Origin of the sequence: Deinococcus aquatilis DSM 23025, assembly GCF_000378445.1 — a bacterium.
Lineage (GTDB): Bacteria > Deinococcota > Deinococci > Deinococcales > Deinococcaceae > Deinococcus > Deinococcus aquatilis.
This window is the reverse complement of the sequence record NZ_KB899750.1, coordinates 1-14,435: the sequence shown is the minus strand read 5'-3', so window position 1 is coordinate 14,435 and position 14,435 is coordinate 1. Positions and strand designations below refer to the sequence as shown.

Annotated in this window: 21 protein-coding genes; 7 read left to right on the top strand and 14 right to left on the bottom strand. The window is 60.3% G+C overall.

Annotated elements, in window-relative coordinates:
* Positions 1-39: 39 nt before the first annotated feature.
* The 5 genes from F561_RS0121075 to F561_RS29220 form a co-directional block, all read right to left on the bottom strand.
* Positions 40-810, bottom strand: a complete 771-nt coding sequence (locus F561_RS0121075; RefSeq protein WP_026299123.1) for an ABC transporter permease — start codon at positions 808-810, stop codon at positions 40-42.
* Entirely contained in the window at positions 803-1,804 is a 1,002-nt protein-coding gene (locus tag F561_RS26315) for an ABC transporter ATP-binding protein (RefSeq protein WP_083922589.1), read from the bottom strand. The genes F561_RS0121075 and F561_RS26315 overlap by 8 nt, the downstream gene beginning before the upstream one ends.
* A gap of 233 nt (positions 1,805-2,037) precedes the next feature.
* Positions 2,038-2,193, bottom strand: coding sequence for a hypothetical protein (locus F561_RS29565; RefSeq protein WP_019011953.1), 156 nt, complete (start codon positions 2,191-2,193; stop codon positions 2,038-2,040).
* A gap of 68 nt (positions 2,194-2,261) precedes the next feature.
* Positions 2,262-2,417, bottom strand: a complete 156-nt coding sequence (locus F561_RS29225) for a hypothetical protein (RefSeq protein WP_019011952.1) — start codon at positions 2,415-2,417, stop codon at positions 2,262-2,264.
* Positions 2,418-2,479: 62 nt separating this feature from the next.
* Positions 2,480-2,641, bottom strand: a complete 162-nt coding sequence (locus F561_RS29220) for a hypothetical protein (RefSeq protein WP_019011951.1) — start codon at positions 2,639-2,641, stop codon at positions 2,480-2,482.
* A gap of 328 nt (positions 2,642-2,969) precedes the next feature.
* On the opposite strand from F561_RS29220, the gene F561_RS29215 reads away from it, so the two are divergent.
* A complete protein-coding gene (locus F561_RS29215; RefSeq protein ID WP_157452077.1) occupies positions 2,970-3,125 on the top strand; it encodes a hypothetical protein in 156 nt (51 codons plus the stop codon).
* 116 nt (positions 3,126-3,241) lie between these two features.
* Entirely contained in the window at positions 3,242-3,499 is a 258-nt protein-coding gene (locus F561_RS0121045) for a hypothetical protein (RefSeq protein ID WP_026299122.1), read from the top strand.
* Between the two features lie 4 nt (positions 3,500-3,503).
* Here F561_RS0121045 and F561_RS26310 read toward each other — a convergent pair whose 3' ends face one another.
* Positions 3,504-6,383, bottom strand: a complete 2,880-nt coding sequence (locus F561_RS26310) for an AfsR/SARP family transcriptional regulator (RefSeq protein ID WP_019011948.1) — start codon at positions 6,381-6,383, stop codon at positions 3,504-3,506.
* Between the two features lie 401 nt (positions 6,384-6,784).
* Here F561_RS26310 and F561_RS0121035 point away from each other — a divergent pair, with 401 nt between their 5' ends.
* Positions 6,785-7,498: an IS6 family transposase gene (locus tag F561_RS0121035; RefSeq protein WP_019011947.1), complete on the top strand. Its 714-nt coding sequence runs from the start codon at positions 6,785-6,787 to the stop codon at positions 7,496-7,498.
* 371 nt (positions 7,499-7,869) lie between these two features.
* On the opposite strand, the gene F561_RS29745 is transcribed toward F561_RS0121035, so the two are convergent.
* A complete protein-coding gene (locus F561_RS29745) occupies positions 7,870-8,124 on the bottom strand; it encodes a hypothetical protein (RefSeq protein ID WP_019011945.1) in 255 nt (84 codons plus the stop codon).
* A 59-nt stretch (positions 8,125-8,183) separates the two neighbouring features.
* Here F561_RS29745 and F561_RS29210 point away from each other — a divergent pair, with 59 nt between their 5' ends.
* Together F561_RS29210 and F561_RS0121015 are read left to right on the top strand one after the other, a co-directional pair.
* Entirely contained in the window at positions 8,184-8,684 is a 501-nt protein-coding gene (locus F561_RS29210) for a hypothetical protein (RefSeq protein ID WP_019011944.1), read from the top strand.
* Between the two features lie 32 nt (positions 8,685-8,716).
* Positions 8,717-9,253 carry a hypothetical protein gene (locus F561_RS0121015; protein ID WP_157452075.1) on the top strand — a complete coding sequence of 179 codons (537 nt, stop codon included), beginning with the start codon at positions 8,717-8,719 and terminating at the stop codon, positions 9,251-9,253.
* A 777-nt stretch (positions 9,254-10,030) separates the two neighbouring features.
* On the opposite strand, the gene F561_RS0121010 is transcribed toward F561_RS0121015, so the two are convergent.
* The 3 genes from F561_RS0121010 to F561_RS0121000 form a co-directional block, all read right to left on the bottom strand.
* The gene (locus F561_RS0121010; RefSeq protein ID WP_019011942.1) at positions 10,031-10,264 is read right to left on the bottom strand and encodes a hypothetical protein; all 234 of its coding nucleotides are present in this window, start codon (positions 10,262-10,264) and stop codon (positions 10,031-10,033) included.
* A gap of 141 nt (positions 10,265-10,405) precedes the next feature.
* On the bottom strand, positions 10,406-10,672 hold the full coding sequence (locus F561_RS0121005; protein WP_019011941.1) for a hypothetical protein: 267 nt from the start codon (positions 10,670-10,672) through the stop codon (positions 10,406-10,408).
* Between the two features lie 93 nt (positions 10,673-10,765).
* On the bottom strand, positions 10,766-11,104 hold the full coding sequence (locus F561_RS0121000; protein ID WP_019011940.1) for a hypothetical protein: 339 nt from the start codon (positions 11,102-11,104) through the stop codon (positions 10,766-10,768).
* Between the two features lie 142 nt (positions 11,105-11,246).
* On the opposite strand from F561_RS0121000, the gene F561_RS0120995 reads away from it, so the two are divergent.
* Positions 11,247-11,498, top strand: coding sequence for a hypothetical protein (locus F561_RS0120995; protein ID WP_019011939.1), 252 nt, complete (start codon positions 11,247-11,249; stop codon positions 11,496-11,498).
* A 78-nt stretch (positions 11,499-11,576) separates the two neighbouring features.
* Here the strand turns inward: F561_RS0120995 and F561_RS0120990 are convergent, their stop codons facing one another.
* On the bottom strand, positions 11,577-11,846 hold the full coding sequence (locus tag F561_RS0120990; protein WP_019011938.1) for a hypothetical protein: 270 nt from the start codon (positions 11,844-11,846) through the stop codon (positions 11,577-11,579).
* A gap of 83 nt (positions 11,847-11,929) precedes the next feature.
* Here F561_RS0120990 and F561_RS30610 point away from each other — a divergent pair, with 83 nt between their 5' ends.
* Positions 11,930-12,484, top strand: coding sequence for a winged helix-turn-helix domain-containing protein (locus F561_RS30610; protein ID WP_211214848.1), 555 nt, complete (start codon positions 11,930-11,932; stop codon positions 12,482-12,484).
* Here F561_RS30610 and F561_RS26305 read toward each other — a convergent pair.
* From F561_RS26305 to F561_RS0120970, 3 genes are all read right to left on the bottom strand, one after another.
* The gene (locus F561_RS26305; protein ID WP_157452074.1) at positions 12,407-12,922 is read right to left on the bottom strand and encodes a hypothetical protein; all 516 of its coding nucleotides are present in this window, start codon (positions 12,920-12,922) and stop codon (positions 12,407-12,409) included. The genes F561_RS30610 and F561_RS26305 overlap by 78 nt on opposite strands.
* An 83-nt stretch (positions 12,923-13,005) precedes the next feature.
* Positions 13,006-13,890 (bottom strand): hypothetical protein, encoded by an 885-nt coding sequence (locus F561_RS26300; RefSeq protein WP_211214847.1) that lies wholly within the window; start codon positions 13,888-13,890, stop codon positions 13,006-13,008.
* 150 nt (positions 13,891-14,040) lie between these two features.
* Positions 14,041-14,435 (bottom strand): helix-turn-helix domain-containing protein (locus F561_RS0120970; RefSeq protein ID WP_019011934.1); only part of this gene is annotated, 395 nt, incomplete at its 5' end.

Genomic DNA, 14,435 nt, shown 5'->3' with positions numbered 1-14,435 from the left:
CTGAGCAAACGCAGAGGGGGGCCTGACGCGGTCGGCAGCCTAGTAGGAGTTCAGGACACCCCGCTGCCTGACGCTGCGGTCGGCGCCCCGGAAGGCGAGCAGACCCAGGCCGAACCACACGGCGCCGGACAGCAGCATGACCATCACCTGCAGCGGCTCCAGCGGCTGACCCTGAACCAAAGTGAGGCGCAGGCCCTCGGCGCTGGGCACCAGGGGCAGCACAGACGTCACGGCCCGGACGACTGGCCCCATCGTTTCAAAGGGCGTCATCAGCAAGAACAGCAGGGCGAAATTCACCAGGTTCAGGAGTTGCTGGATCTTTTTCGCGCTCAGGGCCAGGCTGCCAAACAAGAAGGCCAGGCCGTAAGCGCTCAGCAGAGCGCCGATCACTGGAACGATGACCCAGGCGCTCACCTGGAGACTCACGCCGGTGATCAGCAGCAGCAGGCCCAAGACGGCGGCGTTGGTGCACAACATCCAGAGCATGTTGGCCAGACCGCGCAGGACGAAGATGCGCGTCAGACCAAACGGCGAGAGACACACCTGTTCCAGCGTGCCGCTCTGCGCTTCTTGCTGGGCGTCGGAGCTGACCTCTGCCAGCACGAACAATATCAGCGTCCACAAGGTGTAACCCACCACCAGGGTGTCTAGCCGGTCACCGAAGCGGTTGACGCCGGAGATGAACTGGGCTCCGTAGAACAGGGCCAAGAAGACCAGGGTGATGCCGATAATGCCGCCTACGGTATTCCCGAGGTAGCGCCGCATCAGCAGCGCGCTGCGACGAAATTCTGCCGCGAATAACCTAAGCATGCAGGGCCTCCTGGTTCAGAACGGGTGAAGTGGGCAATGGGCCGTAGCGGGCTGCGGGGGGGAGCGGCGCGCCGTCCCGGTTGAGGTACACGAAGATGTCGCTCAGGTCGGCCAGCGTCGGCTCGATGCTGATGAGCGGCTGCGGTCGCAGCGCTTCCAAGACGGCATACAGTCCATCAGGTGCTCCGAAATACAGCAGCAGGCTCTCGTCATCACGCAGTTCCAACCGGACGGGGAGGCCCGCCAGCAAGGCCACCTGCGGTTCAGCCAGCGTGCCCTGAAAGCGCACGGTGTAGGACTGGCCGCTGTACTGCCGGATCAGCTCAGCGGTCGACTGCTCGGCCAAAATGGCGCCCTGGCGCATGATGACGACCCGCGACGACAGTTCCTGAGCCACGTCCAGCTGGTGGGTGGTCAGCAGCACGGCGTTGCCTTCGGCTGCCCACTCAGCGACATATCCTTTCAACGCGGTAGTGGCTTCCACGTCGAGCCCCAGGGTCGGCTCATCAAGGAGCAGCAGCCGGGGCCGGTGCAGTACCGAGATGGCGAATGCCAGCTTTTGCTGCATGCCCCGCGACAACTTGTGCACTAGGGTGTGGCGTTTGCCCTCCAGATCCAGGCGGCCCAACCACAGGATGGCGGCGCGGGAGGCTTCCAGGCGGCCCATGCCCCGCAGGGCCCCGAAATACTCCAGGTTTTCCTGGGCGGTCAGTTTCCAGTACAGGTTGCGGTTGCCTTCCAATACCGCTCCGATGTGCCGCAGAACCCGGGCATCCCGGTTGGGATCGCCGCCGCAGACGCTGACCTCACCGCGGTCTGGCCGGATCAATCCGGTCAGCATTTTGAGCGTCGTGGTTTTGCCCGCCCCGTTGGCCCCCAAGAACGCCACCACTTCGCCTGAAGCGCAGCGCAGAGAAACGTCTCGTACCGCTTCGACGGTCTGACCACGACTTCGGAACTGCTTGCTGAGCTGGGTTGCGCTTAGTATTTCCATACTCTCCCCCTCCTGAGTGGGTGTGATCACGCTAGGCGCAGGCTGGAGAACAACTGAAAAAACCCACCGCAGGGGTGGGTTCAGCGAAAAACACAGGGTGGACTCCGCTGGTGAGCGCGCTGGCTGGGGAGAGTGTTCAGCCCGGGCCACTGCCGATCAAAACCCGGGTGCTGGGGCCGGAGAACAATTGAAAAAACCCACCGCAGAGGGTGGGTTCAGTGGCGAGTGGCCGCTCAGTCGAGTTCGGTGGCGAGGCTGCTTTCGAAGCCGGTGGCCGCTTCGTCTTCGGCGTTGTAGACCAGGAAGTAGCCGGTCAGGGCGAGTACGTTCACGCCGTCCAGGCTTGCGTCGGTGTGGGCATCAGCGGTCCAGTCGATTCCGTTGGTCATGGCAGTTCTCCTTGGTGAGTGAGGGCGTCGGGCCGGGGGCGAGGTGCTTCGGGCTGGGGGGTGGCTGCTCAGTCGAGTTCGGTGGCGAGGCTGCTTTCGAAGCCGGTGGCCGCTTCGTCTTCGGCGTTGTAGACCAGGAAGTAGCCGGTCAGGGCGAGTACGTTCACGCCGTCCAGGCTTGCGTCGGTGTGGGCATCAGCGATCCAGTCGATTCCGTTGGTCATGGCAGTTCTCCTTGGTGAATGAGGGCGTCGGGTTGACTTGGCCACTCCTGCTGGGATGGGGCTTACTGCAGTTCCAACACCAACGCACTTTCAAATCCCTGACCGGCGTTCACTTGGGCGGGGAAAATGAACCGAAATCCGGTAAACGTGAAGATGTTGAGGTCGTCCATCTCGGGCGTGTTGCCCCCACCGTCTTCTCCGAGCCAAAAGCTTGACTTTTCCATAGCTCCTCCTTTGAAAGGCCACCTGTGTTCGAGACCTTGATCGGGGTCTGCCTGTCTGGCCGGTCCGATCGCTCCTGCACTTGCTCGCCTTCTGAACCCAGTATGTGTTGGGGGCCTTTTCCACGACATTGCGGGCAATATCGGCCGCCATCCAGAAACGATCAACTTATACTCAGTTCAAAACGGGTTGGATTGCGCAGTGTTGACGCCATCCAATGGAACCAAGCTTGGCCGAGAGAACGGCGGCGGCTTTTTCCGGCAGGTGCTGTACTCCGATTTTTCTCTGGTGTCCCTTCACCATGACCTCACTTCACCAGGGGGCCAAGACATGACACAGAAACGTTGGAGCACCGTGAGCAAAGCGCTGATCGTGGTACTCGTGTTGGGCGGCATCGGGCAGGCAGAGGTCAGTGGAGGGGGCACGCCGCCCCCGGCCCCCTGCCCCAACGTGACCCTGCCCCCCGTGACGCCCCCGGCCCGCTGAGGTGGAGTTCTCGTCCCTGCCAAGACGTCCGTTGCGGCCGCCTGTGCGGGGATGAACGCCCTCATTTCCTGTTAAGGCGGAACTGCTATGACTCTTCAATGTCGCGTCACCTTCCCATGACCACGCTTGATCTGGCCGCCCTGCAACCGCTGCTGCAGCGGCTTGAAACCCGGGCAGGTCAGTGGGAGACCGGACGGGTGCAGGCCGAGACGGGCCGGCGCTTCCGGGCAGAACTGCAGGCCCTGAAACGGTGTACTGCGGCGGCGTGCGTGCACCATCACCTCAACGGCCTGCTGGCGCTCACCCCTGACCTGCCTGAAGCGGACATCACCCTGCTGCATGCGCTGCGCGAGGCGGCCGAGACCTGGTTGTGAGCCCTCAGTCCAGGGTGGCGACGACCTGCGGGTAGGGGCGCGGCTCTTCGGCAAATTCCCGGCGCATCATGCGGCTGTAGGCTCCGTAGGCCTGCGAGGCGGCCACGGCGTCCGCACGGCCGTGGAGCAGCCGGATCAGGGCATGGTGGGCCGGCACCTGCAGGGGATCGAGCCTCAAGATCAACTGGTAGGCTTGCTGGGCCAGTTCCGGGTGGGTCGCCTGAACACCGGCAGCCTCATGCAGGATTTGAACCGTCCACTCATCTTGAATGCGCCGCCGCTCCTCTTGAATCCATTCGCTGGTCAGCCCGGGCAGGAACTCCCCCTGCCACAGAGACAGCCGCTGCGTGAGGCGTCCAGCCTCATCGTCGGTGCTGGAGAAGCTGCGGGTCACGTCCAGGTCCACACTGAAGTCTGAACTGAGCGCGTACTGCCCTGCCTCAAACGGCAGGGGATTGATCACGTCGGGCAAAATCTCGCTGAGGGCCAGGCGCAGCCGCCGGACCACGACCTTGAAGTATCCGATATGCCGCTCTTCCCGGGAGCCGTCCCACAGGGCGTCCACAATTTGTTCCCGGCTGGCCGGACCGTGGAGGGCCAGCCAGACCAGCAGCTCGCCCGCTTTGGCGAAAGGAATCTGCAGCGGCCGGCTCTCCACGCGGGCTCTGAGTTGACCGAGCGTGTTCAGGTGCAGGGTGGCGCGCGGCGTGGTCAAGGTGGGCTGAAACTGAAGCTTGACCTCCCGCAGGGTCCGGGTCACCCACGGCGCGTCCTGGCGAAGAACATGTTGGGCCGGATGCTGCTGAATCCACGCGGCCTCTGCGGTGGAGAGCTTGTGGACGCGCTTCAGTTTCAGTTGCAGTTCACGGCGGTAGACCACGGTGCGCAGGGCCAGTGGGTGATGGGCTTGAAAGTCCAGTGGGCCGAACCGGGCCAGGGCAGCCTGAGCGTCCCCCTGCACCAGCGCGATCAGCCCCCGCACAAACTCTGCGCGGGGGCGCAGACCGCTGTTGAGGGGTTCAGCCTGCTCCAGCTGATCTTCTGCCTGCGCGACCTGGTCTGTGCGGGCCAGGGCTTCGGCGAGAATCAGCCGAATCCGGCGTTGCAGATTGAGCGCCCCAAACTCGTCACAGATCCCCAGCGCCTGCCTCAGGGTCCCCATGCCGGACTCCAGGTCACCCATGTCCAGCAGGGTTTCCCCTAACGTCTCCAGCAGCATGGGCAGGGCTGCACTGTTTTCCTCGCGAGCTGTCCGAACCGCCTGTTCCAGCAGATCGTGCGCTTCGGGAAGGCGGCCCTGTTTGCGGTAGAGATCGGCCAGATCATTAAAGAGGTAGAGGGTGCGCACTGGCATGGAGAGGGCCGTAAAGGCGTCCAGCGCCCGTTCCAGCATCCGTTGATATTCCTGCCAGCGCCCCAATCCATACAGGCACTGCGCGCAGAGGTGCAGGCACTGCGCTTCTTCGACTCCCAGCGGCACGGGGCAGCGCGCCAGAGCGTACTGGGCGGTCTGGAGGGCCTCTTCAGCCTGCTCCAGATTCAGCAGGGCGTGGGCTTTGAGGCGCAGCAAGGACAGGGCGTCTGGATAGGTTCTCAACGCCTCTTCGGCCGCGTCCAGCTGGGCCTGGTAATTCTGCCCAGACCCTCTCAAACGCGCCTGGTAGAACCGGAGGAGTGCGCTGTCTTGCTGTGCCTGGACTTGCGCCAACAGGGCCGCCCCCGCCTCGGGTTGCCCGGTTTCCAGCAGGGCCCCCGCCCACTGCAACTGCACTTCCACGGGCAACTGGTCCGGCGAAAAGTCCTGCAGGGTCCGGCAGACCAGGCTCATTTCCAGCCGCTCGGTGTAGCGGTTGACCAGCTCGCGGGCAAGTGCCAGGGCGTCTTGGAAGTGCCCCGCACGCTGGTGCAGACGCAGCGCTGCCAGGGCATCTCCAGCCTCCTGATGCACGGCGGCCATCCGGGCATGGAGGGTGCCGAAGCGCTCTGGTACGAGGCGCAACCGGCTAAGCAAAGTTTGGAGCAGCAACTGATGCGGGGCAAACCGGTTGTTTCCCAAGGGGGCCAGCGGAAGTCCCAACCGTTTGACCGTGTCCAGCCAGCCGGGCGGGAGGTCAAGCTGCAACTGCTGCGCCAAGCTTTCCTCCCAGACGTCCATGACCGCCGCCTCAGGCAGCTTGCCGGAGAGGTCCGGTTCAAGCGTCTCGATCAGATCTGCGATCAGGTGCTCGGGTTGGTAGTGCAGCGAGGCTTCGCTTGACACCAGGGCCAGGCCGACCGGCCAGCCGCTGAGGTGGGCGTAGGCCCGGTCTGGACGCCCCTGAAACTGCCGGGTACGCAGATACAGCTCGCTTTCCTGACGTGAGAATGCCAGCTCCTCGAGGCCGATCACCAGGGCGGAGCCCCGGGCCACCAGCCGGGCCAGCCGCAGCGGCGGATCCACGTACGAACCGATCAGCACCTGATGCCCTTCGGTCAGTGCCTCAATGAAGCGGCTCAGCTCCCGGCCAGACTCGGCGCCGAGGACCTGGACGTCGTCAAACACCAGGCGGACACTGAACGCCAGGTTATTGAGCAGGGTCGCCAGATCGCGCAGGGTCGAGCTCGGCGGCAGACCCGAAGGAGAGACAAAGTCAAACGACGCGACCGCAGCGCACAGCGACTGCACGAAGACTGCGGGATCCGCGTCATCCTCGCGCAGGCTCAACCAGGCGACTGGGTAAGGGGTCGTGCGGGCGAATTGGGCGAGGGCCGTAGTCTTCCCGTAGCCGCTGGGGGCCACCAGGGCGACCACCTGGTAATCCATGGCGGTGGCCAACCGCTCCAACAGGCCCGTTCTGGACAGTTCATGACGAAGCACCTGGGGCGGAGCATGGCTCTGTTTCATCCTGACTCTCCCACCCTGGTCTTAACGAGATGCCGTCGTCGTGAGCGAAGTTGCGCAGTAGGAGTGAACGGGCGAATGCCTGCGAATCCTGTGAAGTTCGAGCCAAGCGAACCGTTCTTTAAGCCGAGATCCAGTTGGGTTTGTGGGTGTACAGGTCCGGTTGAACAGCTGCGCGCTGCTGATCGCTGCCTTCCGGGATTCTATAAGGAGTGAGCTGCGCTGTGGGGTGAACTTCAGAGTGAAAGACGCTTAATCCTTGTGATTTTCTAGGACACCCATAAGGGGCTTCCGTAAGGTTCACATCCTTATTTGCTCAAAAAACTCAGCGATCACAACTTCACATTTCCATCTTTGTGTGACACAGTGAGGGTTGTGGCAAGTTGTTGGGATAGGGTGAGGTGATGCTCAGCGGTCAGAAGCTCTCCGGTGACCGATTCCCCCTCGCCGTCATCGACTACGCTGTATGGCTCTACCACCGCTTTACCCTGAGTGATCGGGATATTGAAGAACTTCTCCTACAACGCGGAATTTGCGTCACTCGTGAATCTCTCCGTACTTGGTGCATCAACTTCAGCGACCTGTTCGCCCCTGGTCTTCGTCACCGGGAACCCCGTCGGGGTTCCCGGTGGCATCTGGACGAAATGCATGTGGACGTCGGGGGAGTCACCCACTGGTTGTGGCGAGCCGTTGATGAGAAAGGGGCCGTGTTGGACGTCTTTCTTCAGGGACACCGTGATACGGAGGCCGCCACATCGTTTTTTCAACACCTGTTGAGTGAATATGACGTGCCAGAGATCATCCATACTGACAAGCTCGGAAGTGATGGTGCTGCTCTACGTGATCTTCCCGTGCTCCAAGGGATGGAGCACGTCCAAGTGATTTCAACAGCGCGCTGCAACAATTTGATTGAACAATCCCATCGCCACACACGACAACAAGAGCGACAGCAACGCGGGTTTAGATCACGCCTCCGGGCACAAGGCTTTCTTGAGTTGCACGCTCGAATCACGAATCTTCACCACCCTGCCCGCACGACCGTTCCCGCTCACTATCGGCGCTTTCATCAACGCATAGCCTTCAAAACGTGGCAAGACACCGTGCAACAGGCGGCCTGAACTTCAGGCCGCCTGACTGTCCAATACCCCTCCGTTTTCTGAAGGCCAACAACTTGCCACAACCCAGCGTCCCAAGCTGGTGGGCTATTACACCAAAGGGAAAACACCGAACTGAACACGGATGAAGGAGTATCACCCTTGGAAGGATCATGTGCGGGGGCAGTGCCGGGGCCGCTACCTGAGCCAACGAAAGCACAGCTTGTTCGGGTGGACGTGTGGTGTTTCTTTGAGAACGGCACCCACAACGATCCGGAGAACGTCCGCAAAGGGATCGTCGATGCGTTATTTCCGGCGGGGGACAAGTACGTCTATGGCTACCATCACTACCCGCAGTACGACGCCCAGAACCCGCGTGTGGTGCTCAGTATCAGTCAGGGGCAGTCATGAGGCACAGGGTCAGGGGAGCAGACAGTGCCGCTGGGAAGCAAACGGTACACGTTCCGGTTCAGTTTTTTCAAGCGTCGCCGCTTGACCAAGTATTTCAAACAGGTGCGCAGGGTGTCCCGCCCCCACTTCAGCCCTTGCTGCTTCAGAACGTCTTGGAGATCACCCACCAGCACCGAGGCGTCAGGACGTCGCGCTTGTAGGGAGCGGATGGCGTCCAAGATCACGAGTTGACGGTACATGTCTCCAGTGTGGGGGGGACGCTCTCACGCGTCTCTGACAGCGCCAAGCGGGGCCATTCATGAGGCCTAGAGAGCGCAAGCGGCTCGCCAAGGCCCTGCTGCGGCTTCAGGCAGCGGCAGAAGCGGACGAAGTTGATCCGGTGGAGATCGTGCGGTTCATGGTGGCCCACAAGCGGCGGCAGCTGGGGTTCCTGCCAATCAAGGACAGCGAGGCGCACTACCTGAGGCAATTGGGGCTAGAAGACGTGCTGCATGAGGGAACTGAGATGACTTCAGGGCAAATTTTTACCCATCGCCGCTCCGATCGCTGCTCCCAAGGACAACCCAAGAGCTACACCGAGTCCAATGTTGTGCAAGGCGGCCCCCAGACTCGATCCAATTGCCACACCAATCGCTATACAGAATCCGAGCATTTGTTGTTTGGTTTTCATAAATGGGAGCTTAGGTTGCTCAGCCATGAGAACAGTCCGCTTTTAGTTGGCCGTTCAGACTTCGGGCTTCTGTGCTTTTTCCTAAGTCACTCGTTGGATATCTTCGCGTATTGGCAGGCCCAGCCATGACCCTCACCCTTTCACGCCACCAGGAGGCGCACTTGACGAACGGAACCAAGAGAAGCCGCGCTGTCCAGGTCGCTGGCCCCGGCCCCGCTGTTCGGGAATTCGTTTCACAACGCAGCAATCAGCAGGCAGCGCGTGCCTATGCAGAGGCGTGGTATCAGTCTCTCAGAGCATGGAAGCTGGTGTTTGGGGAAGTGGCAGTCCTGTCCGTCAGTTATGCCGCCTTCCGGAGTACCAGCAGTGGCGATGGAATCAGCACCCTGGGTGAAGGTGGTACGCCTTCTCCAACTACGTTGATCACGCCCATGGGCGAGGTCGGGGAGGGCGAAGCGGGCCGCACCATTACGAATCTGGAATATGCGGGAACACCAGATGCCGCCCGACTGGGGAGACGACTGAAGGCTGTTCGCGAGGGCACAAGCATGGCGTCTCTCGTGGATGAGTGTGGCGGTTGGGCCAGTCCCAAAGACCGGGCAGTAGAGTACGCGGTGGCGGTGCTGACTCTGGCTGTGCGACTGGGTGGCGCTCAGGCAGAAATTCACCTATTTCACTTGCGGGAATCCGTTGATTGACCTACTATGCATGTAAGTTCAGAGTTTTATCCCCCAAGGCGGCCTCGCTTGGGGGATTTTCGTTGGGCCTTATCTCATACCTCGCGCCTCAGCCATTCTCAGCAGCGGCGGGCGCACCATCGCCGCTCAGCTTCCTTTGCTGGAATAAGGCCCATAACCAGGCCTGATCCGTTTGGTGATCACCGCGTTTCCGTCAACGAAAGTACCTATGGCTCCTTCCGCTCCCTGCGCGGAAGTTAGGTTCTCCGAGATGTTAAATGTACCCGCCCAAGGAGCTCCCTCGGGTGTGCCAAGCGGGAAATTCATACGAATAATGATCGTCTGTGAGGGGGTTGATTGCCCATAGGCACTAAGTAGCAAAGAGTTGCTATTGACTTCAACCACCAGAGGGAGACGTACCGGCAAGAGGGGGTAAGGGTTATAGATGTCATACATGCTTGAAATTCCGGGCAACGGAGGCTCGACATATATGCACAAGAGGTTGGACAAGCGTCCGGGTGCCAAGTTCCCAATACTGTTCTTAATGGTGTAGACCGCGTCGTAACAGCCCGAGATCGTGTCTGGAGTGGCGCCCAGCAAGGGCGGTGGGACGGTCGTGAGTGGCGGTGGCGGAGTTACGGGCGGCGCAGGCTCTGGTGCTGGTGAGCAGGCAGTAAGCCCCATCAGGGCTAGCAGGAGCAGTCGCTTCATGGCGGTAGTGTGGCCTGGGGAACCACACATGGCTCTGACAGGGGGAGCGCTTGCAAAGATGGGGGCGAACACAGCGACTGTCTTCAACTAATCCGAGCGCACCACGCGAAACTTTGCCCCATTGCCCAGGCTGAAAATGGTCACGGTGCCTTGGACCGTGAACACTGGGCCAATGATCTGAACCACCTCGTGTGTTTCGCTGGCCTTTGTCAAAACATTGACCTCGTCTGACGCGCTGCCCATCGGGTAATCCACCCATGCAAAGCTGTCGGTGCTGCGGTACATCTGGCCGTCGGTGATTCGGATGGCAGGGACAGGCATGGGCTATTTGAGCATGTTGCGCCCACGCTAAGCCTTTTGGGTGATGGTTTTGCCTCAGTGTAGTGGTTACACTAACTGCATCCCACAACTTAGGCCGACCGGGTGAAGTCGGCGGGCAGCCTCGCCAAAAGCAGGGCTTTTTTACTCAGCAGGATTATTCCGGTAATACGTGCTCAATCTCACCAGCATCTGGTGCGCACAACTGCGCACCACATCCGGAGCAGGCGTTGGCTTGACCGGATCTGAGGAAACCAACACTGTGGATCCAGCCCAGGCTTCGATCTTCCACTGCAGCTTTTTGTTATAGGTGTTGGTTTCCTCTGTCCATACGATCAGGAGACCCCCGGCCTCATAGCGCTCCAAGAGCACACGGTCTGGTTCCAGTAGCCAGCTGCGCCATTCGTCCATTCCCCACTTTACCTACCTGAAGAGGTGAGCCGATGACCCAGCCCGAATCCCCCAACACTGCCGAGGAGCTGGGCGCGGCCCTCAACCTGCGTCTCAAGAGTCGAGGTTGGGAATTACTTGAAGACCATACATTTCCAGTTGGGTGGCGGCGTCACTGAGTGCCGTGACGACCAGCGCCGCTTCATCCGCGCTGTACCGCCTGTACTCCACCAAAACTTCACCGTTGTAGTGCACGGCAAAGGTGTAGAACTCGCTGGCCTGGACATTCCACCCTGTTAAACCCATTTGCTTTTGAAGGAGCCCAGGGTCTCCATTCAGGGGGTCAATCCAGTGGGCAGTCACGCCGAGCGCCTTCATCTTGTGCCAGACCTCAGCGGTGAGGCCCGTGAGGGAGGGCTCCCACCGGGCATTGAATTCTTCCAAAAGCGCCATAGTTCAACCTCCTGAGATCTGACGAGAATAGGTGACATTGCTGTAATGACCTGTCAGTAGACTTTCTTCATCCCAAACAATTCAAGCCCCACCCCGCCGACTGTGGCGGGTTTTTTCTTGCCCCAAACAGGGAGGCCCGCTGATGTCGAAGAAAGCGCAGAAACGGGCCGCCCGCCGTGCCCAGATCACTTCCCATCTGTCTCAGTCGGATGAGCGCCGCGATTGGTGGATGAAGCAAGAGCGGCGGGGCCGCGTCCAGACCACGCCGAAAGAGTGGCAACAGCGTAATCCCGCCCCTTGGTACTTGCCGGAATTGGGGCTGGAGCGCGAGCCCTTTCAGACGATTCCCCCGCGTGGGGAGTTGCCGCCCATCATTCGCACCCACAGGAGGTAAGCTAAGGCATCCCACAACTCAAGCCGACCGGGTGAAGTCGGCGGGCAGCCTCGCCATCAGCAGGGCTTTTTTCAGGCTTCAGTTCATTGACTGGGGACTGCTTTGACGGGTGTCCATCGTCTGCAGTGCTTTCCTGAGCTGTTCCAGTTCGGTCTGAACCCGGGCAGCACTGCGGTGCAAATCCTCGTTGAGCGTCTCAGACACCTTCCTCAGGACATTTTCCACGCCTGCGGCGTCGGGCATCTCGGGAAAAACGGGATGTGAGAGCAGTTGGGCTGAAGTACTTTCGTAAGCTTGGACCAAATCAGCCAGTTCATCCGCGAGTTGGGTCAACGACTTGTTCTTCATGGCGCCACCCTACGCCTCAGGAGGTGACTGTGACCCAGCCTATTGATGACGGTGTAAATGTGGGTTGCTCTCTTGGGTGAAGTATGGTCCCTTGGCAACCCTCCAAGTACACCCGCGCGCAGCTGGAAGAACGACGACTCGCCGCCCTATCCGTGATCCAAGCCGGTGGTCAGACCAATCAGCAGATTGCGAATCAATTTGGTGTCTCCGTCCACACCATCTACACCTGGAAAGAGCGTCTTAAGCGCCAAGGCGGTTTGGAAGCCACCGTCACGCCCGGTCGGCCGGGCCGCTTGACGCCGGAACAGCGCCAACAGATCGGCACCCTCCTGCAGGAGGGTGCTCGCGCGTTTGGGTTTCCGGATGACACGTGGACGACGCCTCGCGTGCGTGAGGTCATCGGTCGTCGGTTAAGCGTGTGGTACCACCCGGATCATGTTCGGAAGCTGCTCCACCAACAGGGGTTTTCACCTCAACGACCAAGCAAAGGGGCGCTCGAGCAGAACGAGACAGCAGTGCGAACCTGGGTGCGGACCACGCGCCCGGAGGTCGAAAAAAAACTACGGTGGCAAAATCAGCTTGTCCCAATCTGCCTCAAATTGAGCGAGGCAGGCCTGGGGGGTTCTCCGAAACCGTGACTGCAGCCGGCGGGTTTCCTGACGGTGTTCCAGTTCTTGACGTACTGCACGCCAGTGCTCCATTTTCGTCGGCTGGAGGTCTTGCGGACGGATCAGGCCTTTTCTGGTCGCCGCTGCGGCGACCAGGCGGACGTGTCCACGAATCACCAGACTCGGTGAAGCTGATTTCTGGCCACTGACACGGCGTTCGTAGCGCTTGGCCGAGCCAAAATATTGTTCCAAGGCATTGTTCGTTCGGGGCAAGCCCGGCACCCGGTAGCAATGGAAGAGCCAGTCCTGTTGAGCCGTCAAGATCTTGATGAAATGCGCCAGCGCACTCGAGACCTCAGGCAGACTCTGTTGCTGACGTTGCACGGAGAAGAGCACGCGCTGAAATTGTTGCTGGACGATGTGCGCATCGTCCTCACCGGGATTTTGGAGGACTTGTGCCATACGCATCACGGAGTTGTGCGCTTGGCTGAGGGCCTCCCAAGGTTGACCCTCTTCTTGAAGAGCTTGCTGAAGATGTCGTCTCAGACGACTCAAGTCTTGATCGGTTTGCCCCCCCCTTTTTTCTGGGGCGCTTCTTCAAGGCGCTCCAAAGAGTCGTGAATATGACGGATTCGTTCTTGGAGCCGCAACCCGCTGGCGACCAAGGGCGGACGCCCGTCATCCGTCAGGGCGCTTCTGACGGTCAGGGCATAGTTGAGTAAAACGCCTGCCTGAGGGTCTTGACGCGCTTTCAGAGTGGATTCGATCCTCTTGATCCCTCGCAGACGCTTTTTCAGTTGTACTTTGGCATGACGGTCGACGTCCAGGAGAGGCCGGGCGGCCTCTCGCAGTGAATGGAACTGACACAACTGATGAGGAACCCCTGGAAAGACCCGTTGGATCGCCAGGCGAATCGCTCGCTGTCCATCGCTGATGACGCCAACGACGGGGAGGCGCTCACCGAGCGCCTCTTTGACTTCCGTCAGCAGCGCCGCCAGGTCGTCTTCCGAACTCGTTACCAGGGGACGAGCGAGGAGCACCTCGCCTGAAAGCACCTCCCGAATCAGCCAGAGTACGTCGTGACCGACATCGGGCTGTAACCCATCCAAGCTCAGGATCACCCGACCTTGCTGTTGTAACTTGGCCTGCCAGTGATCCGGATACATCAGTTTGGACGCGAGCAACTCTTCGTACCGGGCGATCAGATAAGTGACTTGACGCTGACTGATCTCGACCTGCTGCTGTGACAACAGGGTATGGATTTCTGGGACAGTCCGGTGGAACGCAAAGCGTTCCCGACCGATAAACGCCAGAACATCAAAACCATATTCGCTGTACGGGAGGGCCAAACGCCCTTCCGCTTCCGGGCGCAGGGGTCTGCGGAACCAGTCACAGGCTTCATTCCGACATCGACGAATCTTCAGGGTATACCTCACCTGTTCCTGCATCCCCACCACAGACCGGCTGTTGTGGTAATCCAGCGGCGCAAAAGCGCCGCAGACCGGACACACCGGAGCTCATCGGTGAAGCGTTTCTTCTCGGTCTTGTGCATGACGACGATATTGGCGGGCCATGATGACTGGATTCTAGCAAGTCGAATTTGCCACCGTAGTTTTTTTGGAGGTGATGCCGTGTCGCCGGAAGACCCGATCCACCGTTCGGTAGCTGATCTTGAGCCCAGTGTTGGCTTCCAACCGGCGGGCATGTTCTTCCAGGGTCGCGTCCAGGTCCTCCTCCAGCAACTGGAGGAGGACCTGCTCATGCTCACGCTGCACTCTTGGGCGACGCCCAGTCGGGCGCTTGACCTGTGAGAGCGTACCTGCCTCGTGCTTCTTCACATATAACCGGACGGTTCGGACATCAACTCCAAACGTTTCGGCCACCTGCTGATCGTTGTGTTCTTTCCGCGCAGCTGCCACAATTCGTTCTCGAAGGTCCAGGCTGTACCCACGTGCGCCTACCCGCTTGTTCATCTTCTTAT